The organism is Microbacterium pseudoresistens, from assembly GCF_013409745.1.
Taxonomy (GTDB): Bacteria; Actinomycetota; Actinomycetes; order Actinomycetales; family Microbacteriaceae; genus Microbacterium; species Microbacterium pseudoresistens.
The window spans coordinates 265,401-291,111 of record NZ_JACCBH010000001.1 but is presented as its reverse complement, the minus strand read 5'-3'; the positions used below and the strand labels follow the sequence as shown (position 1 = coordinate 291,111).

The window sequence follows — 25,711 nt, the reverse complement described above, 5'->3', positions numbered from 1 at the left end:
GTGTGACGGTGTCGATGCGTGTGCTTAGTGCTGGGGAGGGGTATCGGTATCTCCTCAAGAGCATCGCGGCCGGTGATACCGGGCGGGATCTCACCACGTCACTGACCCGCTATTACGCGGAAGCGGGGACGCCCCCAGGATTCTGGCTCGGCACTGGCTTGACTGGTCTCGAGGATGCGGCCGTCGCGGACGGTGAGGTGGTGACGGAGGATCAGCTTCGTCACCTGCTGGGTCGGGGTGAGCATCCGACGACGGGTGAGCAGCTCGGGCGGGCGTACTTCGCGTTCAAGCCATTGCGGGAGCGTGTGAAGATCCGCACGGGCAGATTGTCCGATGACCTGAACGCGGAGCAACGGGAAGCGGCGGTGGCGAACATCGTCCGTGAGGAGAAGGAGCGCAAGCGCCCGCGCACGGTCGCGGGGTACGACTACACGTTCTCTGTCCCGAAGTCGGTCTCGGTGCTCTGGGCTGTTGCTGACGGCGGTACGCAAGCGCTAATCGGGCAGGCGCATCACGCGGCGATCCGGGACGTCATCGATCTGATCGATCGTGATGTCGCGGCGAGCAGGATGGGCACGAACGGTGTCGCGCAGGTCGATGTGCGGGGCGTGGTGGCGACCGCGTTCGATCACTTCGATTCCCGTGCGGGTGACCCTCAGTTGCACACGCATGTTGTGATCGCGAACCGGGTGCAGGCGGCGGACGGGAAATGGCGGACGCTGGATGGCCGGCCGATGCACGCGGCCGTTGTCGCGTTGTCTGAGCACTACAACGCGGTGCTCGCCGATCACCTCACCCGTGTCCTCGGCGTGGGGTGGGAGGCTCGCGATCGCGGCCGCGACCGGAATCCCTCGTGGGAGATCACCGGGGTGGATGATGCGTTGATCGATGAGTTCTCGTCCCGGTCGGCGGCGATCGATACGGAGAAGAACCGGCTCATCGAGAGGTACGTGTCACGTTACGGGAAGTACCCGTCGGAGACGACGATCATCCGGCTGCGGCAGCAGGCGACGCTTGCCACCCGCCCTGCGAAAGAAATCCGCTCTCTCGCTGACCTGACGGAGGAGTGGCGTGGCCGGGCGACCCAGGTACTGGGCGAGGAGTGCGCCACGTGGGCGACGCATCTTCTCGAATCCGGCGCTGCCTGGGGCACCCTGCGCGCGGATGATCTTCCGTTGGACCAGGTCACAGCGATCGGTGAGGTCGTCGTCGCGCAGGTCGGGGTGAAGCGGTCGACCTGGCGGCGGTGGAATCTCTACGCGGAAGCCTCCCGGCAGACTATGGGGCTGCGCTTCGCGTCCACCACCGACCGTGAAGCGATCATCGGCATGGTCGTTGATGCCGCCGAGACCGCGTCGCTGCGGCTGACGCCGCCTGAGCTCGTCGCCCCGCCAGTGGAGTTCACCCGTCCAGACGGGTCGAGCATGTTCCGCCCGAAGCATCACACGATCTTCTCCTCGACCCGCATCCTGGAAGCCGAAGATACCCTCCTCGCTCTCTCACAGGCCGCGGCCGCCCCCGTCGTGCCGCTGCGCACCGTCAGCGCGGTCGTCGCTCGGCGTGACGAACGAGGCATCAGGCTGTCGGTGGAGCAGCAGGCTGCGGTGGAGAAGATCGCTGTCTCCGGGCGGAGTATCGATGTGCTTGTGGGACCTGCGGGCACCGGCAAGACCACGACCCTCGGGGCGTTGCGCCGCGCGTGGGAGAAGAACCACGGAACCGGCACCGTCATCGGGCTTGCCCCCTCCGCTGCCGCCGCAGAAGTGCTTGCGGAGGACCTGAGCATCGAGACGGACAACACCGCGAAGTGGCTTCATGAACACGACCACGGCCGGTGGAACCTACAGGCCGGGGAACTCGTCATCATCGACGAGTCGTCCCTCGCCGGCACCCTCGCCCTGGAACGCATCGCCACCCACGCCGCCGAGGCCGGCGCGAAGGTTGTTCTCGTCGGGGACTGGGCGCAGCTGACCGCGGTCGATGCGGGCGGGGCGTTCGGGTTGCTGGTCCGCGACCGTGGCGATGCGCCCGAGCTGGCGGACGTGCGCCGGTTCCATGCCGAGTGGGAGAAGACTGCATCCCTGCAGCTCCGCCTTGGCCGGGCCGAGGTGATCGATACCTACGACGATCAGGGCCGGATCGTCGGCGGCGACTATGAAGATATCCTCGACGCCGCCTACCGGTCCTGGTACACGGACATCGCCGACGGCAAGAGCAGCCTCCTGATCGCGGAGACCAACGAGACCGTCACCGAGCTGAACAGCCGCGCTCGCGACGACCGGATCCTCGACGGCCACGTCTCACCCGACGGTGTCCGACTGCGAGACGGGACCCGCGCCGGTGCGGGAGACATCATCATCACCAGGAAGAACGACCGCCGCCTCACCACAGGCGGCGGGTCGTGGGTGAAGAACGGGGACCGGTGGTGCGTCACAGAACACCACGACGACGGTTCCCTCACGATCGCACGTGCGGACGCCCGGCATGCCACAACCGTCATCCTGCCAGCCGCGTATGCAGCCGAGAACGTGGACCTTGGATACGCGGTCACCGCGCACCGCGCCCAGGGCGCGACTGTGGACACCGCGCACGCGATCGTGCACTCGTCTTCGATGACGCGGGAGAACTTCTACGTCGCGATGACCCGCGGCCGGGCCTCCAACACCGCGTACGTCGCCACCGACCAAGCTCATCTCGAAGAACACCAGCTCTCTGCCACCGAACCCACCGCCCGATCGATCCTGTACGGGGTCCTGCAGCACGAGGGGGCGGAGAAGTCCGCGCACGAGACCATCGAGGCTGAGCAGCAAGCCTGGTCCTCGATCGCGCACCTCGCCGATCAGTACGAGACCATCGCGCAGGAAGCCCAGACCGAGCACATCACCGAACTCCTTGCTCAAGCGGGCCTTGCCCAGGGCCTCCTCGACGAGGTCATCGAATCGGACACATTCGGTTCCATCGTCGCGACCCTGCGCCGCGCGGAAGCCGTCGGGCACCGCCCGGACCGGCTGATCGACCGCGCCCTGAAGGCCGGGCCGCTCACCGATGCCGACGATCCGGCGAGCCTGCTACGCCACCGCGTGCAGCAACTCATCACGCGCACCAGCCCTGGGCGCAGCCGCGGCACCCGGCGCCGATTCATCGCCGGGTTCATCCCCGAAGCAACCGGCAGCATGCCAGAGGACATGACCCGCGCGCTGACCGAACTTCGGTCACTCATCGAACAGCGCGCCCATGCCCTCGCGGACGACGCCCTCACGGAGAAGCCTCCTTGGCTTAAGGCCCTTGGCGCCAGGCCAAGTCCCGGTTCAGCAGCGAGAGATTCATGGGGGATGGTGTTGCGAATGGTCGTCGCCTACCGGGACCGCTACGGCATCAGCGACAGCACCCCGCTCGGGGCGAAACCGGATGCCACGCAGCCGCGTCTCGATCACGAACGCATCGACGGCTTCCTCAGCAGCCTCCGCCAGCCTGGTGCGCCTCCAGCCACTCCCGAGGTCACACGAGAGGGTATCGGACGGTGAGTGCTCCTGGTCAGGACACGGCGTCGCATGTGGCATCCCGAACGTGACGCTCTCACCGGTCGCATCGAGCCCGGCGCCATCAAGGTCATCAACGAGCTGAACACCATTTTGCGTGCCATGCATTGACCGTGACACGCCGAAAGGGCGCCGCAATTCTGCGACGCCCCGGCGTTCCTCCCTTCCCCTCTCAGCGCGTGCCTATGCGCACGCGGTCACCTGCTCAGCGACTCCGTGCGGGCATCGATACGGGGGCTGCCGACCCCGGCAGCCATCGTCGGGGACGCCGACCCGAGTCGCCTTGCGCGTTCCGACGGTGCCGTCGCCTCGGCCGCGCCGGCGATGCTGCGGATCAGGCTCACGTGGCCCAGCGAGTGATTCCAGGACAGGTGATACGGGCCGCTGAGGAATTCCCTGTCCCACGTCCCGGCAGGCGGCGTCTCGTAGACGTAACCGTTCGCGGCGGCTGCCTGCACGGTCTCGTCTCCGAAATCCCACTGCGCCAGATGCGCGATCGTCGACACCGGACCTCGCTCCTCCAGGATCGAGAGCGCGGCGTCCGCATCTTCGCCCTGCAAGAACACCACCGACGCCCACGGCCCTTCCTCCTCACCGGATCGCCCGGTGAACACCTCCGGTTCCTCCAGCTCGAACGACGCCATCGCCAGCTCGTCCTCGTTGAGGTACGCCTGCTCGTACACCCACTCCGGGTAGGCGTCATCCGGTGGGCACATTCCCGACCGGTATCTCTCACCCGCATCAGAGAGAAACCCCGCCAGCACCCCGACCATCCGCGACGCCGGGACATCCACCCCAACACCCGCATACAGATCCGTACCTCGGTAGACGTGCTCACCGGCACGCACCTCGTAAGAGAACTGCATCCGGCTCCCGCCTGCCTCATCGGGTGCCGCGCCTGTCTTCTCGACCCACAGCAACATGCCGCCGGCCACCGTCGATGCCTTGCGATCCAACTCCAAAGCCATGGCCACTCCTCGCATCCAATCAATCCGCTCACTTGCTCAACGCAGGTACGAGACGACCACCCCAAGCGGCACCGACGACTCCTCTCACCCTCATGACCGGGGCAACCTCGCTGATCCGAACGGCTACACGGTAGAATCAGGGCATGACGGTGGCTGAGGTGATCCAAGCCGCGATGGCGCTCACGCCCGAGGAGCGCTCGCGGGTCGCCGACGTGCTCTACGATGCCGACGCCCCCGACCAGGCCGTCATCGACGAAGCCTGGGCGACCGTCGCTTCACGTAGGGCTGATGAGCTGGAAAACGGTACGGTCGCAATGCTGTCCCGTGAGGAAGCGAACGCCTACCTCGACGCCCGCGCCGTCGAGAGAAACGCTTGACGCTCCGCGTCGGGTTCCACCCCGATGCCGTGCGCGAACTGGACGACGCGATCCAGTGGTACGACCAGGGCGGCCAGCTCCGCGGCGCGAGGTTCCGCACCGACGTCAACCGGGTCATCGACCGTCTCCTCGAATGGCCGGAGTCGGCCGAGACCATCCCGGACGCCCCGGCCGGACGTGTCTTCCGCCACGCCAAGGTTCCTCACTCGCACTATCGCCTCGTCTACTACCTCACCGACGAAGCCGTAAAGATCGTCGCGATCGCTCATGAACGGCGCATGCCGCTGTACTGGAGCGGAAGAGACTGACGCCGTCACGGCGACCGCAACTATCCTGAAAGCATGGCGACGGTCTTTCTCACCGTGCGGGTCGCGCTCGACGACGTGGATGAGGCGCTCCGCGTTGCGAGCGGACTCGAATACGAGGCGCGTCCGATCGGCGGCGGGCGCCGGAGCACTCTCGTACTGTTCGAGACCATGACCATCGACGAGGCAGCGGACGAAGGCGCCGCCGAACAGCGGGTGCGTCACCGTGTCGCTACGGCGTTGGCAGAACACGGCCTCCAACATGACCTGATCGGTAGCGGGACGGACGCATCGAGCATCACGAAGTCGCTCTTCACGATCACGCCCATCGGCGCCACCGACGAGACCGACTCGCTCGAGATCCGTGCCGACAACCGAGCCGAGTTCGAACAGCGCCTGGCTGCCGTGCGTTCGCTGCTCAGCGGGGAGCCGTGGCCGAGTCAGGACCTCGTCGGATACGAGGTCACCGTCGATGGCCTCGCCGCCGGTGATCCCGACGTGCAGCAACTGCCCTTCCTCCCGAAACGGCGATAGATCCACGACGGACCCGTGCAGATGCCACCTGGGACGAGTACAATTTGTACTGCGTCACGGCTCGCTTCGGCGGGCGCAACAGCCGTTCTTGGTACGGGTGGCACGCAGGTGGCACGGACGGTCTGCGGAGACGCAGAGACCGCAAGATTACGTGCTTCCCGACGAGGACTGGGACTTCTGAGATCTTCTGGCTATAGAAACCTGATGTTGTAGGGGAGTGCGCACTAGCCGACGTGACGTGGACCTACTGAGAGGAGCGAAAAGTAAGCCGTTTATGGCACACTATTTGCGTCACGTGATTGGGGAGTCATGCTTCGCAAAGAACTCTGGGATGTCGCCCTTGACCAGTACGGGTATGTGACGGAGCGGGACGCGCGAAACTTGGGAGCCGCACCTGGGGAACTGGCTCGGCTCGCACGTCGGGACAAGCTCGATCGTGTGGGCCACGGCATCTATCGATTCCCGGAACTCCCCGCCACCGAGCGCGATGAGTACATGCTGGCTGTCCTGTGGGCGAACACCCCGGGCGCCGCGCTCAGCCACGACACCGCGTTGGCGGTGTACGAGCTCTGCGACATCAATCCAGACCGAATCCACGTCACCGTCCTGAAAGGTCATCGGGTCAACAAGCGCGGCGGAGACGCCTACATTCTTCACCGCGCTCCGCTCGCCGAATCGGACTTCTCCTGGTGGCAGGGCATCCGCACCGTCACAGAGAAGACCGCCATCCAGCAGGGGATCGACACCGGCGTCCCGGTGCATCTGCTTCGAGTGGCGACAGACACCGCTCGAGAACGTGGCCGGATCACGGTCGCTGAGGCGACCGACCTGACAGCGAAGATCGAGGCAAAGTATGTCTGACGACCCTTTCGCCGCGCTCCCTGAGAAGGATCGCACTCCTGCAAGCACGCGCGTACTGGACCAATGGGTTCATCAGGCATTAGCCACGCTCGGCACGACCGTCGCCCGCACGGGATGGATTCTGGCCTCGACGATCGTCATCGCTGCGCTCCAGCGAGCGTTGGGGCAAAATCAGCAGCCGCTTTTTCTGCTCAAGGGGTCGCTCACCTCCTCGGTTCCGGTGTCGGTGACGAGGGTGAGTCTGCTCTTGGCGAGGATGTCGAGGCCGAGGTAGCGGCGGCCTTCTGCCCATTCGTCGGTCTGCTCGGCGAGGACGGCGCCGACGAGGCGGATGATGGCGTCTCTGTTGGGGAAGATCCCGACGCTGTCGGTGCGGCGGCGGATCTCGCGGTTGAGGCGCTCGTTGGGGTTGTTGGACCAGATCTGCTGCCAGAGCCCTTCGGGGAATCCGGTGAACGCGAGGATGTCCGCCCGTGCATTGTCGAGGTGCTCGAATGCGTCGGGGAGTTTGTCGTCGACGTAGTCGAGGAGTCGGTCGAATTGCGCGTGGACGCTGTCGGCGTCGGGCTGGTCATAGACGGAATGCAGCATCGCCTTGACGGCCGGCCACATGGTCTTCGGTGTCACGGACATCAGGTTGGCTGCGTAGTGGGTTCTGCATCTTTGCCAGACCGCGCCGGGCAGGTTCGCCGCGATCGCCTCCACCAGACCGGCGTGCGCGTCACTGGTGACGAGGCGGACGCCGCTGAGGCCGCGGGCGACGAGGTCGGCGAAGAAGCGTGTTCCACGCCGCCCCGGTCTCGGATGTTGCCACACGAAGCCCGAGCACTTCGCGACGTCCGTCGGCGTTGACGCCGGTCGCGACCAGCACCACGGCGTTAATGACTCGCCCGCCTTCGCGGACCTTCATCGTGAGAGCGTCGGCGGCGACGAACGTGAACGGGCCGGCATCGCCGAGCGGTCGGTGGCGGAACTGGTCGACGTGCTCGTCGAGCTCGGCCGCCATCCGGGAGACCTGCGACTTCGAGAGGGAGTGGATCCCGAGGGTCTTCACCAGCTTGTCCATCCGGCGGGTCGAGACGCCGGCGAGGTAGCAGTCCGCGACAACGGTGATCAGCGCGGTCTCGGCTCGTTTGCGGCGCTCGAGCAACCATTCCGGGAAGTAGGTGCCCCCCCCCCCCCCCCCCCCCGCAGCTTCGGGATCGCGACGTCGATGGTCCCCACCCGGGTGTCCAGGTCGCGGTGCCGGTAGCCGTTGCGCTGCGCGAGCCGATCGGGTGAGGGCTTGCCCCATTCCGCGCCCGCGACGGCGTCCGCGTCAGCGGACAACAGCGCATTGATCGTGGTCTGCAGCAGGCTGCGCATCAGATCCGGCGACGCGTCGGTCAGGGCTTCAGCGAGCACGCTCGCAGGGTCGACAATATGAAGTGCGGTCATCGTGATGACTCCATTCGAGTGGAGGTAAGAGACTTCTCGAAGGATCACACGGTGACCGCGCTTACGTCGCGAGCGACGAGCCGGCCACCGCGGGCTACACCACCTTAAGGGGCACTACTCGGGTCGCAAGGGCGACCGCGACGCTTGCGCGCAATACGGCGCATCTGGCCAAAGTTCTCAACGAACAGCCCTACTCGTCCGGGTGATCGTCTTGCGTCGTCAGTCGTCAGTCGTCAGTCGTCAGGCGTCAGCCGTCGATCGGGTGGGCGGCATCCCAGGCGTCGAGGTTGTCGTCGATCTCCTCGACGACACGGCCGAGAAGCCCGGTGAACTCTCCGGCCTGCGCGGCATCTGCGGGTGCGCTGACGGAGATGCTCCTCGTCTCGGTGAGCATCAGCGAGGCCGCAGTGTCGCCGGTGAACCACGCGTAGCCGAGGTCGTCGCCGTCGAGTTCGAGCTCGGCGTAGTGCTGCGAACCGTCGTTGGCATGCATCCGCATCGCCTCGACGGTCTCGGTCCGCGCCTTCTCTGCCTCTTCATCCGACCACAACTCGTACTCGTAGACGGTGAGCAGCGTCTCCCGTCCCTTCGGTGAATACAGCGAGCACTGCACGCGCCGGTACTCGTCCTTGGGGACGGGGCCGCCGAAGTCCTTCACCTCGAGGTCGCCGACGATCGCGGCCACGGACTCGGGTGAGATGAGGTCGCAGTACAGCGGCGGCGAGGTCTCGTCGTCACTGTCAGGAGAAGCCTCTCCCGTGCAGCCCGCCAGGCCGAGGATCATCACCGCGGTCCCTGCGATGGCAAGAAGTCTCTCGCGCATGATCGCGTCCTCTCCGCGCTGTCTGCCGTCGATGTCCCCATCGTACGGAATACCTCCACCCGCCCGGCGGGAAGGCCCCGCGCTGATTGCTCCCCTGAGTCCGCAATGTCTCGGCATACGATGGCGGAATCATGAACGACTCCGACACCCCGGCGCGCGAGCCTTGTAGCGACATCGCCTGGGCGGACGGCACCTGGACGCATCCGCCGGTGTCCGCGATCGAGCGGGGATCGGATCTGCTCGTCACCGCCGTCGAAGGAAGCGACGCTTGGCGTACGACGTCCTACGGTTTTGTGCACGACAGCGAACACGCGCTCCTCGCGCCCTTCGCACAGGACACCGCCGTCGAGGTCGAGTTCACGGCGGCGTTCTCCGAACAGTTCGATCAGGCCGGGGTCTTCGTCCGCGTCAGCGAGACGCACTGGATCAAAGCGGGCGTGGAGTTCGCCGACGGCCGTCCGCAGCTCGGCGCGGTCGTCACCGACGGTGCCTCGGACTGGTCGCTCGCACCCGTGCCCGACTGGCGCGACCGACGCATCCTCATCCGCATCAGCCGTTCCGGTGATGCGCTGACCATCCGCGCCGGTGCCGATACTCAGCTGCAGCTCGTGCGCGTCGTGCCGTTAGTGCCGGATGCCGTTGCCGAGGCGGGGCCGTTCGTGTGCGCCCCGACGAGAGCCGGGCTCACGATCCCGTTCCACGCCTGGAGGCGAGGGTCGGCCGATGCCTTCCTGCACGGAGCGCACGACGACGCTGGTCCACGGTGATGCCTGAGAAGGCATCAGGATGCGTCGGGGGTATCAGGGCGGACTGACGAGCGGGCGCTGTGAGACCCCTGCGGGTACAGCTCAGCGACGAAGTCTCCGAGTTCGTCGAGGCATTGGACGATACGATCGCGAGCGAAGTGCTTGTCGTCCCACACGCCGTAGAGCGTGATCGCGAGGTCCCCATCCGCAGCGCGGATCGGGACGGTGCGCAAGCCGTACCGGGAGTCGTCGGAGAGCACGCTGAGCCCGCGCCCCGCGGCGGCCAGCGCGATGGCCAGCGCTGACGAGTCCGTCTCGACGGCGGGCGTGTAGGAGAGCCCCGCTCGGGCGACGGCCGTGTCGAACATGTGCCGCACGCCGTGAGAGCGGCTCATGACGATGAGGGGCTCGTTGACCAGGCGCGCCAGGGAGATGCTGCGCGCTCCGGCCAGCGGATGAGCGGGGTGCACTTGCGCCCACAGGTAGGCATGCCCGATCACCCGCGAACGGAACTCGGCGGGAGGGATGCGGGTGCCCACCGCGAAGTCCGCGTCGCCGCGGGCGAAGACGCCGTACACGTTCTCGGGAAAGACCTCGACGGTGTTCCCGATCGGTCCGTCAGCGCCCTGGCGCACGACGAAGGGGGCGATGATGTCGGTCACGGTCGTGGCGGCCGACGCCACTGTCAGCGAATCGCCCGCACCGGATGCGATCGCCCGTGCCGTGGACGTCGCCCGCGCCGCGCGGGTGAGAAGATCCTGAGCGACGGGGAGGAACGCCCGGCCAGCGGCTGTGAGGGTCAGCCCCCGCGGCGCCCGGTCGAATAGTGCGAAGCCCAGATCCTGCTCGAGTCGCCGGATCTGCCGACTCAGTGAGGGCTGGGCGACGTGTACGGTATCGGCGGCGCCGTGCACCGTGCCGTGCTCGCAGACGGCGACGAAGTAGCGCAGGAGCCGCAGTTCCATGTGATGCCTCCCAAGCATCGATTTACTGAAAAATAAGTATTGGTGAGTCTCGATCCTTTGTCCATAGACTGGCCGCAACCCGCCCCCGTGGCCCACTCCCTGGAGGTCGACAATGGATGTCACCCGTACCCGAATCCGGCGCACGGCGCTGCTCACCCTCGCCGCCGCGTCGGCGGCATCGCTCGTCGGCTGTACAGCGGGAGCCGCGGATCAGGAGGGTTCGCCCGGCGAGTTCGACGTGCTCACCGTCGCGGCCTCTGCGGCCGTGACCACGTGGGATCCGGTCACGTCGTTCTCGACCGAGGCGCTTTACCTCGGCAACGTGTATGAGCCGCTGCTGTGGAAGAACGCCGACGGCGCCGCAGAGGACTTCCGCCCGGCGATCGCCGAGTCGTGGGAGACGAGCGAGGACGGCCTCACCTGGACGTTCCACATCCGCGAGGGCGTCACGTTCCACGACGGGGAGAAACTCGATGCGGACGCCGTCGTGGCCAGCATCGAAGCGGCCCGTGCGCGGGCGGGCGCCTCGTTCATCTGGGCGCCCCTGGACACCGTCGAGGCGACCGACGAGAGCACCGTCGTGATGCACCTGAGCTATTCCGCGCCGATGGACCTCGTGGCCGCATCCACCTACGGAGCATGGATCGTCTCGCCGAAGGCCCTGGAGGCCGCGGCCGCAGACGAGCAGTATTTCGAGGCCGGCATCGACGCGGGCACCGGACCGTACACCTTGAAGGAGTACGAACCCGGCGAGAAGGTCGTGCTCGAGGCGTACGACGACTACTGGGACGACGCTCCGCACTACGAGATCGTCGACATCGCCATCACCCCCGACGCGGTCACCGCCCAGCAGATGCTCACGGCCGGCGAGGTCGACTTCGCCACGAGCGTGCCGCTGGAGAACGTCGAGTCCGTGGCACAGCAGACCGGTTCCGAGATCCGTACCGCCAATTCGCCGTTCAACTACCTCGCGCTGCTGAACACGACGCGACCGCCGCTGGACGACCCTCTCGTGCGCCAGGCGCTGAGCTACGCGGTGCCGTACGAGGACATCATCGACGTCAGTGCCCTCGGCTACGGCACGCAGTCGCGCACGGCGGTGCCGAAGGGCATCTTCCCGTACTCCGAGGACGTGCCGCAGTACACGCAGGATCTCGACAGGGCGCGCGAGCTGCTGGCCCAGGCAGGGCACGCCGACGGCTTCTCCCTGGAGCTCACCTACGCCTCGGAGAACCCCACCGAAGCGCGGTTCGTGCCGCTCATCAAGGATGCGTTCGCGCAGATCGGCGTCGAGGTGAACGTCACCGCCATGCTGTTCAACCAGCAGTGGGAGGCGGCCAAGGCCGATCCGGCCAGCGCGCAGGACATCTTCGTGCTCTACTACTGGCCCACCTACTCGGATGCGGGCTCCGACAACCTGTACTCCCTGTTCCACTCCAGCGACGTGCCGTTCTTCAACCTCAGCTACTGGAACAGCCCCGAGTACGACGCGCTGATCGACGAGGCGGGAACCCTCACCGGATCCGACCGCGACGCCGCGCAGGCCACCTACGAGCAGGCCATGCAGATGCTGTACGAGCAGGCGCCCGCGTTGTTCCTCTTCGATCCGCAGGCGGTCACTGTCGCCCCCGCGGGACTGACCATCGGCGACTTCAACGAGAACTACCCGTTCACGACGTTCTTCAAGAACATCGTCCCGGCGGCGTGAGTTCGTCCGAGCGGATCGGCAGGAGCACGGCATGGTGAGGTTCTTCGCGCGGCGAGGAGGGTCTGCGATCCTGGTGCTGTTCGTCATCACCCTGATCGTGTTCATCCTCGCCCGCGTGATCCCCTCGGATCCGGCGGTCGTCTACGCGGGCCCCAAGGCCCCGCCGGCCGAACTGGAGCGCATCCGCGAGAAGCTCGGGTTCACCCAGCCGCTGCCGATGCAGTACCTCGGCTACCTGGGAGGACTGCTTACCGGCGACTGGGGAAACTCGCTCTCCACCAAGCGCCCGGTGCTGCTGGAGCTGGGTGCGCGGCTGCCGGCCACGCTGGAGCTGCTGTTCGCGGCCATGCTACTGGCCACCATCGGCGGGATCATCCTTGGTGTGATCGCCTCCCGCAAGCCAGGGGGAGCGCTCGACGGCGCGATCCGGGTGTTCTCGATCGGCGGGGTCTCGGTGCCCTCGTTCTGGTTGGGCCTGCTACTGCAGGTGGTGTTCGTCGGCGGGCTGGGGATCCTCCCGGCGACGGGACAGTTCTCCAAGGCCATCGAGTACTCCGATCCGGTGGGGCATGTGACCGGGTTCGCGTTGATCGACAGCCTGATCACCGGGAACATGACGGCCTTCGGGGACGGCCTGGTGCACCTGGTCCTCCCGGCGATCACCCTGGCCGCCTACCCGATGGGGCTGGTGGCGCGCATGATCCGCGCCTCGATGCTGGAGGTGCTCAGCGAGGACTACGTGTTCACCGCGAACGCATACGGACTGCGCGATTTCGTGGTGCGGTGGCGCTTCGCGCTGAAGAACGCGCTGCCGCCGACCATGACCATCGTGGGCCTGGCCACCGCGTACGCGCTGACCGGGACGTTCTTCGTCGAGGTCGTGTTCAACTGGCCGGGCATCGGCGCCTTCGCCGCCGGGGCCATGCTGGCCGTGGACTACCCCGTGATCATGGCGATCACGATGCTGGCGGCCTTCGCCTACCTGCTCGCCAACCTCGTCGTCGACCTCGTGCAGGCCCGGCTCGATCCGAGAGTGACCGTCGCATGAGCACCGCAACCACCACTATCGCCCCCCTGGTCCTGCCGCCGCGCGACAGCACCGTCACCCGGCTGGTGCGGGTGCTGCGCACCGACTGGCTCGCCGTGGCGGGGCTGGCGATCGTGCTCCTCGTCGTGGTCCTCGCCTTCTTCGGGCGGTGGATCGCCCCGTATCCCGAGCAGGGCATGGGCCAGACCAGCGTCGACACCCGCAACATCGCCCCGGGCCTCGCGCACCTGTTCGGCACCGACCAGCTCGGCCGGGACATCCTCAGCCGCGTGATCATGGGAGCCAACCCCGCCCTCACGATCGCCGTGGCCGTCGTCGGGCTCGCCGCGCTCATCGGCGTGCCTCTCGGCGCCATCGCCGGATACCGCGGCGGGTGGCTCGACAACATCCTGATGCGCATCACCGAGGTCTTCCAGGCTTTCCCGCCGCTGCTGCTGGCGATGGTCATGGTGGCGCTGCTCGGACCGAGTCTGCTGAACGCCGGGCTCGCGCTCGCCATATGCTGGTGGCCCTGGTACGCCCGGCTCGTGCGGGCCGAAGCGCGCTCGCTGCGCGAGCGGCCGTACGTGGAGGCGGCCAGGGCGATCGGGGTGCCGGCATGGCGCATCCTGCCGCGGCACATCCTGCGCAACTGCCTCACGCCGGTGATCGTGCAGGCCACAGTCGACGTCGGGGCGATCGTCCTCGCCGCCGGTTCGCTGGCGTTCCTGGGGCTGGGTGCGCAGCCTCCTGCACCGGACTGGGGTCTCATGGTCGCCGAGGGGCGCGGACAGATCTTCACCGCCTGGTGGATCTCGACCTTCCCGGGCCTCGCCATCTTCCTCACCGTGCTGGGCTTCAACCTCATCGGCGACGCCCTGCGCGACCTCCTCGACCCCCGGCAGGTGAAGCGATGACCGAGCTGCTCCTCGTCGAAGACCTCGAGATCGCGTTCGCCGAGCGCGGCCGGCTCACCAACCGCCCTGTGCGCGGCGTGTCTTTCAGCATCGGCGCGGGTGAAGTGCTCGGGGTCGTGGGGGAGACCGGGTGCGGCAAGAGCCTCACGGGTCTGGCGGTGCTGGGGATGCTCCCCGAGGGCGCGCAGCCGAACGGGCGGATCCTGCTCTACGGCGTCGAGCAGCGCCTCGACCGGCCCTCCCCGGTGCGCGGCGATGCGATCTCGATCGTGTTCCAGAACCCGGGCACGGCCTTCAACCCCGTCTTCACGCTCGGACACCAGCTGCGGGCCGTGCTCGCCCGGCACCGCCGCGCCACTCGCACCGCGATGCGCGAGCGCATCCTGGAGTACTTCGCGCACGTCGGGCTGCCCGAGCCCGAGCGCGTGTACGACAGCTATCCGCACGAGCTCTCCGGCGGAATGCTGCAGCGGGTGATGATCGCCCAGGCGCTCATCTGCGAGCCCAAGCTGCTCATCCTCGACGAACCGACGACGGCGCTCGACGTGACGATCGCCCGCCAGATCCTCCGACTCATCCTGAGCCTGCGCGACCGGTTCGGCTTCGGCGTGCTGCTGATCACGCACAACCTCGGCGTGGTGCAGGAGGTGTGCGACACCGTGGCCGTGCTCTACGCCGGACGCGTGGTCGAGCAGGGTCCGGCGGATGCGGTGCTCGCCGCGCCCTCGCATCCTTACACTCGCGGACTGCTGGGCGCGCTGCCCGCCCGCCATGCCCGTGGCACCGCCCTGGAGGCGATCCGCGGTAGCGTGCCGGCCAATCTGCTGGGCATCACCGGGTGTGTCTTCGCCGACCGCTGCCCGCTCGCACAGGAGCGGTGCTACGAGACCGATCCGATGCTGCGGCCGGTCGGCGCGCTGCGCGAGGCGGCCTGCGTCCTGGTGGGAGAAGAAGCATGAACCGGCACGCGGAGACGATCGCATCCGCCGAGGACGCCCTCCTCGTGGAGCACGTCGTGAAGGAGTTCACGGCGCACCGTGCGCACACCCGCGCCGTCGACGACGTGAGCTTCCGCATCGCCCGGGGCACGACCTTCGGACTGGTGGGTGAGTCCGGATCGGGCAAGAGCACGATCGCGCGCTGCGCGCTGCACCTGATCCCGCCCACGTCCGGGCGCAGCCTCATCGACGGCGTCGATCCGGGGACTCTGCGCGGCGGGGCGCTGCGTCGCCTGCGCGCCCGCACCGGGATGGTGTTCCAGAACCCTAAAGCAGCACTGAATCCTCGGTTGCGCGTTCGCGACAGCATCGCAGAGCCGCTGCGCACCCACACCGCCCTCGGCAGGACCGAGGTCCAGCGGCGCGTGGCCGCGCTGCTCGACGAGGTGGGACTGGCGGGAACGCACGGCGACCGGTTGCCGCATCAGCTGTCCGGCGGTCAGGCACAGCGTGCCGGGGTGGCCCGCGCCATCGCCACCGAACCGGATCTCGTCGTACTCGACGAGCCCACCAGCGCCCTGGACGTGTCGGTGCAGGCGCAGGTGCTGAATCTGCTGCAGCGGCTCAAGCGCGAGCGGGGCCTCAGCTATCTGCTCATCTCGCACGACCTCGACGTCGTGCGGTACATGAGCGATACCGCCGGTGTGATGCGGCGGGGGCGGCTCGTGGAGGCGGGCCCTGCCGAGACCGTGCTCGCCGCGCCCTCCCACGACTACACGCGCCAGCTTCTGGCCGCCATGCCCACCACCCCCGGCGTTCCCCCGGTGCTGCCCGCTGAGACCTCTTCCGGGTCGACGACGCCCGGGGGAAGCGAGAGGAGCCTCCTGCTGTGACCGAGATCATCCCCGCGCTCACGTCCCGTCCGCCGCGTTATCCGCATGCGACGTCCGAACCCACCCTCGACACCTGGCAGGATGCGCCGCACAACCGCTGGGCGTTCGCGAACGTGTCGGAGTTCGTCGCCACCGCGGCGATCCCCGCCCACCCGCGCCACCGCAACGGCGTCCCGTGGCTCGATCGCCTCGTCGGGGTGGACGACCTGGACCAGCGCCTGGAGGACGCCTATACCGACGCGCTCGTCGTGGTGCGCAAGGGAGAGCTGATCGCGGAGTATTACCGCGAGGGGTTCTCGCCCGTCGACCGGCACCTGCTCATGAGTGTGTCGAAGTCGCTGTGCGGCATCACGGTCGGCGCGCTCATCGATGACGGACTGATCGATCCCGCGGCCACCGTCGCCGAGCACGTGCCCGAGCTCGCCGGATCCGCGTACGGGGATGCGACGGTGGCCCAGGTCATGGACATGACCGTTGCCGTCGACTACAGCGAGGACTACCGCGACCCCGACTCGCACGTGCGCGCCCAGGATCGCATCGCCGGATGGCGGCCGCTGCACGAGGGCGACCCGGAGGACACATACGCCTTCCTGTCATCGCTGCGCGCCTCCGGTCCGCACGGGCAGCGGTTCCAGTACTGCTCGGCCGACACCGACGTGCTGGCCTGGATCGTGGAGGAGGTCACCGGGCGGCGTTACGCCGAGGTGCTCTCCGAGCGGCTGTGGCAGCGTCTGGACTGCGCCGACGACGCCTCGGTGACGGTGGACGCGGCGGGATTCCCCTTCGCGAACGGCGGCATCTCCTGCACGGCCCGCGATCTGGCCCGCGTGGGCGAGCTCATGCTCGCGGGCGGCGAGCTGGGCGGGCGGCGCATCGTCTCCGAGCACTGGGTGCGTCAGACGCTCGCCGGCGGAGATCCGGAGCTCGCGCGTGATTCGGCGATCCGGCAGACGCATCCTGGGGCCTCCTACCGCAATCAGTGGTGGTCGACGGGGAATGCCCGCGGCAACGTCTATGCCGTGGGCATCCACGGGCAGTACATCTGGCTCGATCCGCCGACCGGCGTCGTCGTGGTGAAGATGTCGTCGTGCCCTGAGCCGGTCACGGTCGCCTGGAACGATGTGCACTCGGCGCTGTTTCGCGACATCTGCCGTTCGTTCGATCGCTGATCGCGTCACATTCGCGACCGCCCTCGCCGCCGAGCACGCCGCGCGTCCGTAGGCTGGGGTCATGGGAGTCGTCTTCTCGGTGCTGGTGCTCGCGCTCATGATCGGCGCGCTCATCGATATCATCACGCGTACCGACGATCAGGTGAAGCACTTGCCGAAGGTGCTCTGGATCATCCTCGTCGTGATCGTGCCGCTCGTCGGCGGCGTGCTCTGGTTCGTCATCGGGCGCGAGTACGGCGACTCCGGAGTTTCCATGCCGCGGATGCGTCGCGAACGCACCACCCCGTCCGCGACGCCTGCGGCTCCGACGGCGCCGGTCGATACGCGCTCGACCGAGCAGCAGATCGCCGATCTCGATCGTGAGATCGAGGAGTGGCGGCTGCGCGCCGAGATCGAGAAGCGCAAGCGCGAGAACGGCGAGGCGGGCGAGGCGGCCGATGGCTGAGGCCGCTCGGCCGCGCGCCGTCATCGGCGGCGGTTCCGGATTTCTCGGCCATGCGCTCGCGGCCGGGCTTCGCGCCGATGGCTACGACGTCGCCGTGATCGGGCGTCAGGGGCCCGATGCGCGCTGGAGCGACCAGGCCTCGGTCGACCGGATCGTCGACGGCGCCGCCCTTGTGATCGGCCTCGCAGGCAAGAGCGTCAACTGCCGATACACGGATGCGAACCGCGACGAGATCCTGCGTTCGCGCATCGATACGACCAGGGCGCTGGGAGATGCGATCCGGGCAGCGGAGCATCCGCCGGCGGTCTGGATGAACGCGAGCACGGCGACGATCTACCGTTATGCGCTGGATCGGGCGCAGACCGAGGATGACACGGAGGTCGACGGCGGGTTCTCGCCCGACGTCGGCCGCGCGTGGGAGGCCGAGTTGTTCCGCGGCGACCTGCCCGCCACACGCCGCATCGCCCTGCGCACGACGATCGTGATCGGTCCCGGCGCACCGGTGTCGGATCTGCTGTTCCGGCTTGCGCGGCTGGGCGTCGGCGGGCCGCAGATCGATGGCTGGTGGTTTCCACACCGCCGGTACCGCGGGATCGGCCTTGCGCCCACCGAGCCGCCCGCCCCGGGCTATGTCCGTTCACGCGGACGGCAGCGGTTCAGCTGGATGCACGTCGACGATTTCGTCGACGCGGTGCGGTTCCTCCGCGATCATCCAGGGATCGCGGGCCCGGTGAACATGTCGGCGCCGACGCAGGTCGACAACCGCGAGCTCATGGCGGCGCTGCGCCGCATCGTGCGCACGCCGATCGGCCTGCCGGCGTGGCGCTTCATGCTCGAGCCGGCGATGTGGGTGCTGCGCACCGAGTCCGAGCTCGTGCTCAAGAGCCGCTGGGTGGCGCCGGCCGTGCTCACCCGCGCCGGCTTCGCCTTCCGCCACCCGGAGTTGGAACCCGCCCTGCGCGACGTGCACGCACGAGGCTGAGACTCAGCGGCGCGCCGCGGAGAGCCGGGCGTCGACGTTCGCCGGCGCGAGCACGTCGCGCGTGACCATGATCGCGGCACCGAGCACGGCGGCGCGTTCGCCGCCCTGCGTCTGAACGATCGCGAGATGCTGAGTGGCGAGGGTGATCGAGCGTCGGTAGACCACCTCGCGCACCCCGGCGAGCAGGTGCTCGCCCGCGCGGCCGATGCTGCCGCCGAGGATGATCACCGATGGGTTGAGGAGGTTCACCATGGAGGCGAGCACCTCGCCCACGTCGCGCCCCGCCTGCCGGGTTGCTTCGATGGCCGCCGCGTTGCCCGCCCGGATCAGAGCGACGACGTCGGCGCTCGACTCCGTCGCCTGACCGCACTCCCGCAGGGTCGCGGCGATCGCGGTGCCGCTGGCGAGGGCTTCGAGATCACGATCCTCCTTCGCCGCGGGCGAGGAGTCGGGGGAGTACGGCACGCGCACGTGCCCCATGTCGCCGGCCGACCCCTGCGCTCCCCGTTGCAGCTGGCCCCCCGCGATGATGCCCGCGCCGATGCCGGTCGCGACCTTCACGAACACGAGGTCTCGCGCATCCGGGTAGCTCAGGGCGTGCTCGCCGAGGGCGAGGATGTTCACGTCGTTGTCGACGAGCACGGGCACATCGAAGGTGCGCTGCACGTAGCCGGGCACGTCGAAGCGATCCCATCCCGGCATGATGGGCGGGTTGTACGGACGCCCGGTGGAGTGCTCCACGGGGCCGGGCACGCCGATCCCGACTCCGACGAGAGGGATGTCGCGCACGGAATCGTGCTCGAGAAGCACGGCCGCCTCGGCCACCACGCGATCGAGCACCTCGACCGGACCCGCGGCGATGTCGAGCGGATGCGTGGAGGTGAGCAGGATGCTGCCGCTGAGGTCGGCGAGCGCGACGGTGCCGTGGGATGCGCCGAGGTCGACCGCGACGATCGCCCCGGCACGCGGGTTGAACGCGATGCGTGCAGGAGGCCGGCCGCCGGTGGAGGCGGCCTCGCCGGCGGGTACGGCGAGGCCGGAGGCGAGCAGCGCATCGACACGCGAGGAGACGGTGGATCGTGCGAGACCGGTGAGATGCACGAGGTCGGCCTTCGTGCGCGCACGGCCATCCAGGAGCAACTGAAGGATCTCTCCGGAGCCAGGCGCCGTGCTGCCGTTGACGCGGTCCTGGTCGCTCATGAGGTCAGTAAACCACAGGGGTTCGGTGACACAGAACAACACTTCTGCGCGTCATTGAAAAAACTTCTGCCGGATGACTAGCAAAAGTGGGGTGATCTGTGTCAGTATCGTCCGCATGACAACGGACGTCACTCACACCGGCATCGGAACGATCCGTGCCGGCTTCCTCGGAGGCGGGTTCATGGCCCGCGTGCACAGCAGAGCCGCACGAGCCGTCGGCGCGACGATGACCGCTGTCGCCAGCTCGTCCCCGGAGCGCGCCGAGCGCGCCGCCGAGGAGCTCGGCATCGCCGAGGCCGCCGAAAGCGCGTCCGCTCTGCTGTCCGGGGACAGCGACGTCGTCCACATCTGCACGCCCAACGCGACCCACGCCCCGCTGGCGATGCAGGCGATCTCCGCAGGCAAGCACGTGATCTGCGAGAAGCCTCTCGCCACGACCCACGCCGACGCACGCACGCTCGCCGAGGCCGCGGAGGAGGCGGGAGTCATCGCCGCCGTGCCGTTCGTGTACCGCTACCACCCGATGGTCCGCGAGGCGCGGGCGAGGGTCGCTGCGGGCGAGATCGGGGCGCTGCTGACTGTCGACTGCGGCTACCTGCAAGACTGGATGCTTCTGCCGGAGGACGACGACTGGCGCGCGACCTCCGCCGACGGCGGCCCCTCGCGGGCCTTCGCCGACATCGGCTCGCACCTGTGCGACCTGCTCGAGTTCGTCGCAGGCGAGCGGATCGCCCGCCTCACGGCGCGCACCCGTCGCGTGTACGACACCCGAGGCGGGCACGAGGTCGCGAATGAAGACGCCGTGGCGATCCTCGTCGAGCTCGACTCGGGCGCGATCGGCACGCTCCTCATCTCGCAGATGGCGGCCGGGCGCAAGAACGCGCTCACCCTCGAACTGCACGGCGCGCAGGCGAGCATCCGTTTCGACCAGGAACGGCCCGAAGAGCTCTGGATCGGGGGGCGTGCGAGCAACCAGCAGCTGTTCCGCGACGGGCAGACCGCGCATCCGGGAGTGGAGCGCTTCTCGCGGGTTCCCGTCGGTCACGCACAGGGATACCAGGACGCCTTCAACGGTTTCGTCGCCGACGTCTACGCGACGGTCGCCGGAGAGCGCATCGACGGGCTGCCGGTCTTCGCCGACGGCGTGCGCGCCGCCCAGCTCACCGAAGCGGTGCTCGAAGCCGCGGCGGGCGAGCGCTGGATCGACGTGGCAGAGCAGAGCTGAGCGCAGGAGAGAGGCCGGAAGGACGACGATGACGGAACAATTCGATCTGGTGATCGTGGGCAGCGGACCCAACGGGGCGACGATCGCCCACCAGGTGCGCGCGCACGCGCCCGAGGCGAGCATCCTGGTGCTGGAGGCCGGACGCGAGATCACGGGCACGGCCGGAGAGCACCTCGTCGAAGCCGACGAGAGCGCGATGAATGCCTCCTACGACGACCTCATGCGCCGCGCGCGGCAGATCGAGTACGTCAAGGGCGCGGCGAGCATGAACGAGATCGACGGGGATCACTGGACGGCGGAGTCCACCGGGGTCTTCCCGGCGGCCTTCCTCGGCCACAACTTCGCTGAGTTCCCCGGTGCGTCCATCGCGTGGAACATCGGCGGGATGGGCGTGCACTGGACGGCCGCGACACCGTGGCCGTACGCCGAGGAGATCCCCGCGTTCCTGCCCGATCAGGAATGGAGCGCCGATCAGGAGGTGGCGCGCACCCTCCTGCGCACCTCGGTGGGACCGCTCGTGGCCGACATGGACAACCCCTTCACCGAGCCGATCTTCCGCGCACTGCGCGAGGCCGTCCCCAGCCCCGACCCCGAACGCGAGGCGGGCTTCATGCCCATGGGCGGTGTCTCCCGGCCAGGCCGCCCGTTCGCGCGCACAGGGCCGCGTGACATCGCCCCGGAGCTGTTCGACGGCACCGACGAACGGATGCGACTGCGTACAGGGGTGCTCGTCACGGCGCTGGAGCACCAAGACGGCCGTGTCTCCGAGGTGCGCACGCGCGACCTCGTCACGGGCGAGGAAGGGATCGTGCGGGCCGGTGTCGTCGTGGTCGCCGCCGATGCGCTGCGCACGCCGCAGCTGCTGTGGGCGTCCGGCATCCGGCCGCACGCGCTGGGACGTCGTCTGAACGAGCACGCCACCGTCGACGGCGAGGTCGAGATCGACGAGGCCCGCTTCGGACTGACGAAGGCCGACATCCCTGTCCCGCCAAAGGGGGAGCCGTTCATCGGCTCGTACTGGAGCCCGTCGATCGGCGCAGCGCGACCGGCGCACGGACAGCTCATGGAGCGAGAGTTCGAGGGCCGCCATCTGCTCAGCGTCGGCTGGTATTGCGCCACCGAGATCCGCGAGGAGAACCGCATCGAGTTCTCCGACGAGCTGACTGACCCGCTCGGGATGCCGCACATGACGGTGCACTTCTCGTACTCGGCGGCGGATCTGGACGAGATCGCCCGCACCCGCGGGATCCAGCGCGCCGCGGCCCGCGTGATCGGCGACTTCCCGGACGATGACCGCACCGTGCAGCCTCCGGGCGCATCGCTGCACTACACCGGGACCGTCCGCATGGGCGCGGTCGATGACGGGACCAGCGTCGTGGACACCGACGGACGCGTGTGGGACCACGAGAACCTCTTCCTCGCCGGCAACGGCGTGATCCCCACCGCACTGACCTGCAATTCCACCCTCACCGGGGTCACCCTGTCCGTGCGCATCGCGCGCGCGGTCGCGGCGGCCCTCTGACCCGAACACCAAGGAGATGATCGCGATGCACACACACACCACTTCGCGACGCCGGGCGACGATGCTCGGCATAGCGCTGGTCGCCACCAGTGCGCTGCTGCTGACCGGCTGCGGAAGGGCCGAAGACGGAGGCGGTGGATCGGCATCGTCCGCCGCCGTCGACGACGAGCCGGCCACCGGCTCGCTGGAGATCTGGACGCAGGGCGCCGACGGCGCCGAACTGCCTCAGATGTTCGAGGACTTCACCGCTGAGAATCCCGACGTGAAGATCACGATGACCCAGGTGCCCGAGGCCGAGTTCGCCTCGAAGCTGACGGCGGCGATCACCGCGGGCACGGTGCCCGATCTCATCTACGCCTTCACCGAGACGCAGTCCTCGCTCATCGCGACCGGCGGTTTCGCCGCCGTGCCCGACGACCTGGTCGACCCGGACGACTTCTTCGAGGTCATCTGGGACAACTCGGTCGTCGACGACGTCGCGTACGGCGTACCGTGGTACGCCTATGCCGACATGGTGCTCTACCGCACCGACCTCGCTGCCGCGGCGGGCGTGGAAGCGCCGGAGGACTGGGACGGTCTGCGTACCTTCGCCGAGGGGCTGAAGGCGTCGGGCGTCGAGTATCCGCTCGCCCTCTACGCGGCCTACGACGCCTACACGGCGCGGCAGCTGCTCACCTTCTCGGCGCAGAACGGCGGAGGCTTCATCTCCGATGACCAGAGCGAGTGGACCATCAACAGCCCCGAGAACGTCGAGGCGCTGGAGTACTGGGCGAGCTTCATGGCTGACGGCCTGGCCTCGCCCGACGGCCCCGAGTTCCTCGACACGGTCTCGTGGTCGACCACCGGCAAGAACGCCGCGATCATCGATGGTGGTCCCTGGTTCTACAGCTGGTTCGACGACGCGAACGGCGAGGGTTGGGCCGAGGCGAACATCTCGCTGGCACCCATGCCGGTCGGCCCCGACGGCGATGCGGCCACGACCGTCGGCGGCGGCAGCTGGATGGTTCCGACCGATTCGGGCAACGCCGATGCGGCCTGGAAGTTCGCCCGGTGGATGTCCGATCCCGCCCAGCAGGTGAAGTGGTACGAGATCTTCAAGAACATGCCGGCGGTGAAGGCCGCGTGGGATGACCCCGAGCTCGCCGACGACGCTCTCCTCCAGACCGTCGAGGCGGGGCTGGAGACCGGGATCACGCTGCCGAAGGTGCCCACCTGGACCCAGGTGGGCACCGTGATCGGCGAGCAGATCGAGAAGGTGGTGCGCGGAGGCGTGTCTGCGCAGGACGCCCTCGACGCCGCACAGGCGCAGGCCGAGTCCATCGGCATGGGTGGTTGACCCGGATCATGTCCACCACCGCGACTCGCGCGATGCTCACCCCGGGGACGTCCTCGCGACGTCCCCGGGGAGGGGCGAAGGCGCACGGCGGCTCCCGCGCTGAGGCGACGACGGCGTGGCTGTTCCTGGCGCCGTTCCTGCTGATCTTCCTCGTCTTCACGGCCATCCCGGCGATCCTCGCGCTCGGCACGAGCATGACCGACATGACGGCGCGCGACATCCGCGACCCGCTCGGGGTGAACTTCACCGGGATCGACGGATTCCTGGCGATCATCGGCAACCCAGGGTTCCAGCGATCCTTCCTCAACACGGTGCTGTTCGTGGTGCTGTGCGTGCCGCTGAGCATGGGTCTGGGACTGGCCCTGGCACTCATGCTCAACAACGGCATCCGCCGGCTCCGAACCTTCTTCCGCGCCGCCGCCTACGTGCCTGTCATCACCAACATCGTCGCCGCCGCCGTGATCTGGCAGTACGCGTTCTCGATCTCCGGCCCGGTCAACGCCACGCTCGGCGACATCGGCATCCAGGGGCCGAACTGGCTGGGCGAGCCCGGCTGGGCCGTGACCACCGTCGTCATGATGGGCGTCTGGCGCACCACCGGAACGTGCATGATCCTCTTCCTGGCGGGCCTGCAGGCCGTGCCGGAGGAGATCTACGAGGCAGCGTCCACCGACGGAGCCGGTGCCTGGCGGCGCCTGTGGTCGATCACGCTGCCGCTGCTGCGTCCAACCACCCTGCTGGTGACGGTGCTGCAGACCGTGTCGTTCCTGAACATCTTCGAGGAGCCCTACCTGCTCACCCGGGGTGGTCCGCTGAGCTCGACCAAGTCGGTCGCCCTCTGGGTGTACGAGCAGTTCGGGTTCGGCAACGTCTCCGCCTCGATGGCCGGATCGGTGCTGTTGTTGCTGCTGGTCGGCATCGTCGCGATCGTCCAGTTCAGAATGCTGAGGCCGAAACATTGAAGACTCTCTCGCCGACGCGTCAGGCGCTGAACTACACCGTCCTGATCGTCATCACCGTGTTCATGCTCCTGCCCTTCGTCTGGGTGTTCTTCGGATCCTTCAAGACGCAGGCGGAGTTCCTCGGAAACCCCGGCGCGTGGCTGCCGGAGTCGTTCCAGATCGGCAACTACGTGCAGCTGTTCGCCGAGCGCGGCTTCGGCGACTACATGATGAACAGCTTCATCGTCTCCTCGGTCGCGATCGTGGGCAACGTGCTGTTCAGCGCCATGGCCGGCTACGCGCTCGCCAAGCTCCGCTTCCGCGGACGCGGCGCCGTGTTCCCGCTCGTCATCGTGGCGATGATCGTGCCCTACGTCGCCCTGTTCGTGCCGCAGTTCCTCATCGTCGTGCAGCTGGGCCTGGTCAACACGCTCATCGCGATCATCCTGCCGGTGCTGGCACTGCCGCTGTGCGTGTTCATCATGCGGCAGTTCGCGCACGGCGTGCCTTTCGAGCTGCTCGAGGCGGCGCGCCTGGACGGCGCGGGTGAGGCGCGGATCTTCTTCCGCGTGTTCCTCCCGCTCACCGGGCCCGGTCTTGCCACCGTGGCGATCCTGTCGTTCCTGACCTCCTGGAACAACTTCCTCTGGCCTCTGGTGGTGGCACAGTCGCAGGACACCTACACCGCACCCGTCGGGCTGTCGGTGGCGTCTCAGGCCTCCAACACGATCTCGTTCGGCCTGTTGCTCGCCGGGGCCATGGTCGTGCTCCTGCCGATCCTCATCCTCTTCCTCTTCCTGCAGAAGTACTTCATCCAGGGCGTCGCCGCCACAGGACTGAAGTGACACGACGA

Annotated in this window: 23 protein-coding genes and 1 pseudogene; 19 read left to right on the top strand and 5 right to left on the bottom strand. The window is 68.0% G+C overall.

What is annotated here, in order from left to right; all coding sequences use genetic code 11:
- Nucleotides 1-14: 14 nt before the first annotated feature.
- A complete protein-coding gene (mobF, locus tag BKA02_RS01405) occupies nt 15-3,524 on the top strand; it encodes a MobF family relaxase (protein WP_218844398.1) in 3,510 nt (1,169 codons plus the stop codon).
- A 212-nt stretch (nt 3,525-3,736) separates the two neighbouring features.
- On the opposite strand, the gene BKA02_RS01400 is transcribed toward mobF, so the two are convergent.
- Complete coding sequence (locus tag BKA02_RS01400) at nt 3,737-4,507, bottom strand: hypothetical protein (RefSeq protein WP_179430596.1); 771 nt, start codon at nt 4,505-4,507, stop codon at nt 3,737-3,739.
- Nucleotides 4,508-4,650: 143 nt separating this feature from the next.
- Between BKA02_RS01400 and BKA02_RS01395 the strand changes: the two genes are divergently transcribed.
- From BKA02_RS01395 to BKA02_RS01380, 4 genes are all read left to right on the top strand, one after another.
- Complete coding sequence (locus BKA02_RS01395; RefSeq protein ID WP_179430594.1) at nt 4,651-4,884, top strand: addiction module protein; 234 nt, start codon at nt 4,651-4,653, stop codon at nt 4,882-4,884.
- Nucleotides 4,881-5,192 (top strand): type II toxin-antitoxin system RelE/ParE family toxin, encoded by a 312-nt coding sequence (locus BKA02_RS01390; RefSeq protein WP_179430592.1) that lies wholly within the window; start codon nt 4,881-4,883, stop codon nt 5,190-5,192. The genes BKA02_RS01395 and BKA02_RS01390 overlap by 4 nt, the downstream gene beginning before the upstream one ends.
- 33 nt (nt 5,193-5,225) lie before the next feature.
- Nucleotides 5,226-5,723, top strand: coding sequence for a hypothetical protein (locus BKA02_RS01385; protein ID WP_179430590.1), 498 nt, complete (start codon nt 5,226-5,228; stop codon nt 5,721-5,723).
- Between the two features lie 309 nt (nt 5,724-6,032).
- Nucleotides 6,033-6,584 carry a type IV toxin-antitoxin system AbiEi family antitoxin domain-containing protein gene (locus BKA02_RS01380; RefSeq protein WP_179430588.1) on the top strand — a complete coding sequence of 184 codons (552 nt, stop codon included), beginning with the start codon at nt 6,033-6,035 and terminating at the stop codon, nt 6,582-6,584.
- A gap of 171 nt (nt 6,585-6,755) precedes the next feature.
- Here the strand turns inward: BKA02_RS01380 and BKA02_RS01375 are convergent.
- Together BKA02_RS01375 and BKA02_RS01370 are read right to left on the bottom strand one after the other, a co-directional pair.
- Nucleotides 6,756-8,021, bottom strand: a pseudogene (locus BKA02_RS01375) (IS256 family transposase).
- Nucleotides 8,022-8,268: 247 nt separating this feature from the next.
- Entirely contained in the window at nt 8,269-8,844 is a 576-nt protein-coding gene (locus BKA02_RS01370) for a hypothetical protein (RefSeq protein WP_179430586.1), read from the bottom strand.
- 131 nt (nt 8,845-8,975) lie between these two features.
- Here BKA02_RS01370 and BKA02_RS01365 point away from each other — a divergent pair, with 131 nt between their 5' ends.
- The gene (locus BKA02_RS01365; protein ID WP_179430584.1) at nt 8,976-9,611 is read left to right on the top strand and encodes a DUF1349 domain-containing protein; all 636 of its coding nucleotides are present in this window, start codon (nt 8,976-8,978) and stop codon (nt 9,609-9,611) included.
- Nucleotides 9,612-9,625: 14 nt separating this feature from the next.
- On the opposite strand, the gene BKA02_RS01360 is transcribed toward BKA02_RS01365, so the two are convergent.
- Complete coding sequence (locus BKA02_RS01360; protein WP_179430582.1) at nt 9,626-10,555, bottom strand: LysR family transcriptional regulator; 930 nt, start codon at nt 10,553-10,555, stop codon at nt 9,626-9,628.
- Nucleotides 10,556-10,667: 112 nt separating this feature from the next.
- On the opposite strand from BKA02_RS01360, the gene BKA02_RS01355 reads away from it, so the two are divergent.
- The 8 genes from BKA02_RS01355 to BKA02_RS01320 all read left to right on the top strand — a co-directional run bounded on the left by BKA02_RS01355 (nt 10,668) and on the right by BKA02_RS01320 (nt 18,634).
- Nucleotides 10,668-12,263, top strand: a complete 1,596-nt coding sequence (locus BKA02_RS01355; RefSeq protein WP_179430580.1) for an ABC transporter substrate-binding protein — start codon at nt 10,668-10,670, stop codon at nt 12,261-12,263.
- 31 nt (nt 12,264-12,294) lie between these two features.
- Nucleotides 12,295-13,311: an ABC transporter permease gene (locus tag BKA02_RS01350; RefSeq protein WP_179430578.1), complete on the top strand. Its 1,017-nt coding sequence runs from the start codon at nt 12,295-12,297 to the stop codon at nt 13,309-13,311.
- Nucleotides 13,308-14,207, top strand: a complete 900-nt coding sequence (locus BKA02_RS01345) for an ABC transporter permease (protein ID WP_179430576.1) — start codon at nt 13,308-13,310, stop codon at nt 14,205-14,207. The genes BKA02_RS01350 and BKA02_RS01345 overlap by 4 nt, the downstream gene beginning before the upstream one ends.
- Complete coding sequence (locus BKA02_RS01340; protein ID WP_179430574.1) at nt 14,204-15,166, top strand: ABC transporter ATP-binding protein; 963 nt, start codon at nt 14,204-14,206, stop codon at nt 15,164-15,166. The genes BKA02_RS01345 and BKA02_RS01340 overlap by 4 nt, the downstream gene beginning before the upstream one ends.
- Nucleotides 15,163-16,038 carry an ATP-binding cassette domain-containing protein gene (locus BKA02_RS01335; protein ID WP_179430572.1) on the top strand — a complete coding sequence of 292 codons (876 nt, stop codon included), beginning with the start codon at nt 15,163-15,165 and terminating at the stop codon, nt 16,036-16,038. Before BKA02_RS01340 ends, BKA02_RS01335 begins: the two co-directional genes overlap by 4 nt.
- Nucleotides 16,035-17,207, top strand: a complete 1,173-nt coding sequence (locus BKA02_RS01330; protein WP_343045314.1) for a serine hydrolase domain-containing protein — start codon at nt 16,035-16,037, stop codon at nt 17,205-17,207. Before BKA02_RS01335 ends, BKA02_RS01330 begins: the two co-directional genes overlap by 4 nt.
- Nucleotides 17,208-17,268: 61 nt before the next feature.
- Complete coding sequence (locus tag BKA02_RS01325) at nt 17,269-17,652, top strand: PLD nuclease N-terminal domain-containing protein (RefSeq protein WP_179430570.1); 384 nt, start codon at nt 17,269-17,271, stop codon at nt 17,650-17,652.
- A complete protein-coding gene (locus tag BKA02_RS01320; RefSeq protein ID WP_179430568.1) occupies nt 17,645-18,634 on the top strand; it encodes an epimerase in 990 nt (329 codons plus the stop codon). Before BKA02_RS01325 ends, BKA02_RS01320 begins: the two co-directional genes overlap by 8 nt.
- Before the next feature lie 3 nt (nt 18,635-18,637).
- On the opposite strand, the gene BKA02_RS01315 is transcribed toward BKA02_RS01320, so the two are convergent.
- Nucleotides 18,638-19,834: an ROK family transcriptional regulator gene (locus BKA02_RS01315; protein WP_179430566.1), complete on the bottom strand. Its 1,197-nt coding sequence runs from the start codon at nt 19,832-19,834 to the stop codon at nt 18,638-18,640.
- Nucleotides 19,835-19,949: 115 nt separating this feature from the next.
- Between BKA02_RS01315 and BKA02_RS01310 the strand changes: the two genes are divergently transcribed.
- From BKA02_RS01310 to BKA02_RS01290, 5 genes are read left to right on the top strand one after another with little or no spacing between them, the layout of a single operon-like run.
- Nucleotides 19,950-21,059, top strand: coding sequence for a Gfo/Idh/MocA family protein (locus BKA02_RS01310; protein WP_179430564.1), 1,110 nt, complete (start codon nt 19,950-19,952; stop codon nt 21,057-21,059).
- Between the two features lie 28 nt (nt 21,060-21,087).
- Nucleotides 21,088-22,581 (top strand): GMC oxidoreductase, encoded by a 1,494-nt coding sequence (locus tag BKA02_RS01305; protein ID WP_179430562.1) that lies wholly within the window; start codon nt 21,088-21,090, stop codon nt 22,579-22,581.
- A gap of 25 nt (nt 22,582-22,606) precedes the next feature.
- Nucleotides 22,607-23,917, top strand: a complete 1,311-nt coding sequence (locus tag BKA02_RS01300) for a sugar ABC transporter substrate-binding protein (protein WP_179430560.1) — start codon at nt 22,607-22,609, stop codon at nt 23,915-23,917.
- A gap of 8 nt (nt 23,918-23,925) precedes the next feature.
- Nucleotides 23,926-24,879, top strand: coding sequence for a carbohydrate ABC transporter permease (locus BKA02_RS01295; protein WP_246285954.1), 954 nt, complete (start codon nt 23,926-23,928; stop codon nt 24,877-24,879).
- Nucleotides 24,876-25,703 carry a carbohydrate ABC transporter permease gene (locus BKA02_RS01290; RefSeq protein ID WP_246285953.1) on the top strand — a complete coding sequence of 276 codons (828 nt, stop codon included), beginning with the start codon at nt 24,876-24,878 and terminating at the stop codon, nt 25,701-25,703. Before BKA02_RS01295 ends, BKA02_RS01290 begins: the two co-directional genes overlap by 4 nt.
- The last annotated feature ends 8 nt before the right edge of the window (nt 25,704-25,711 follow it).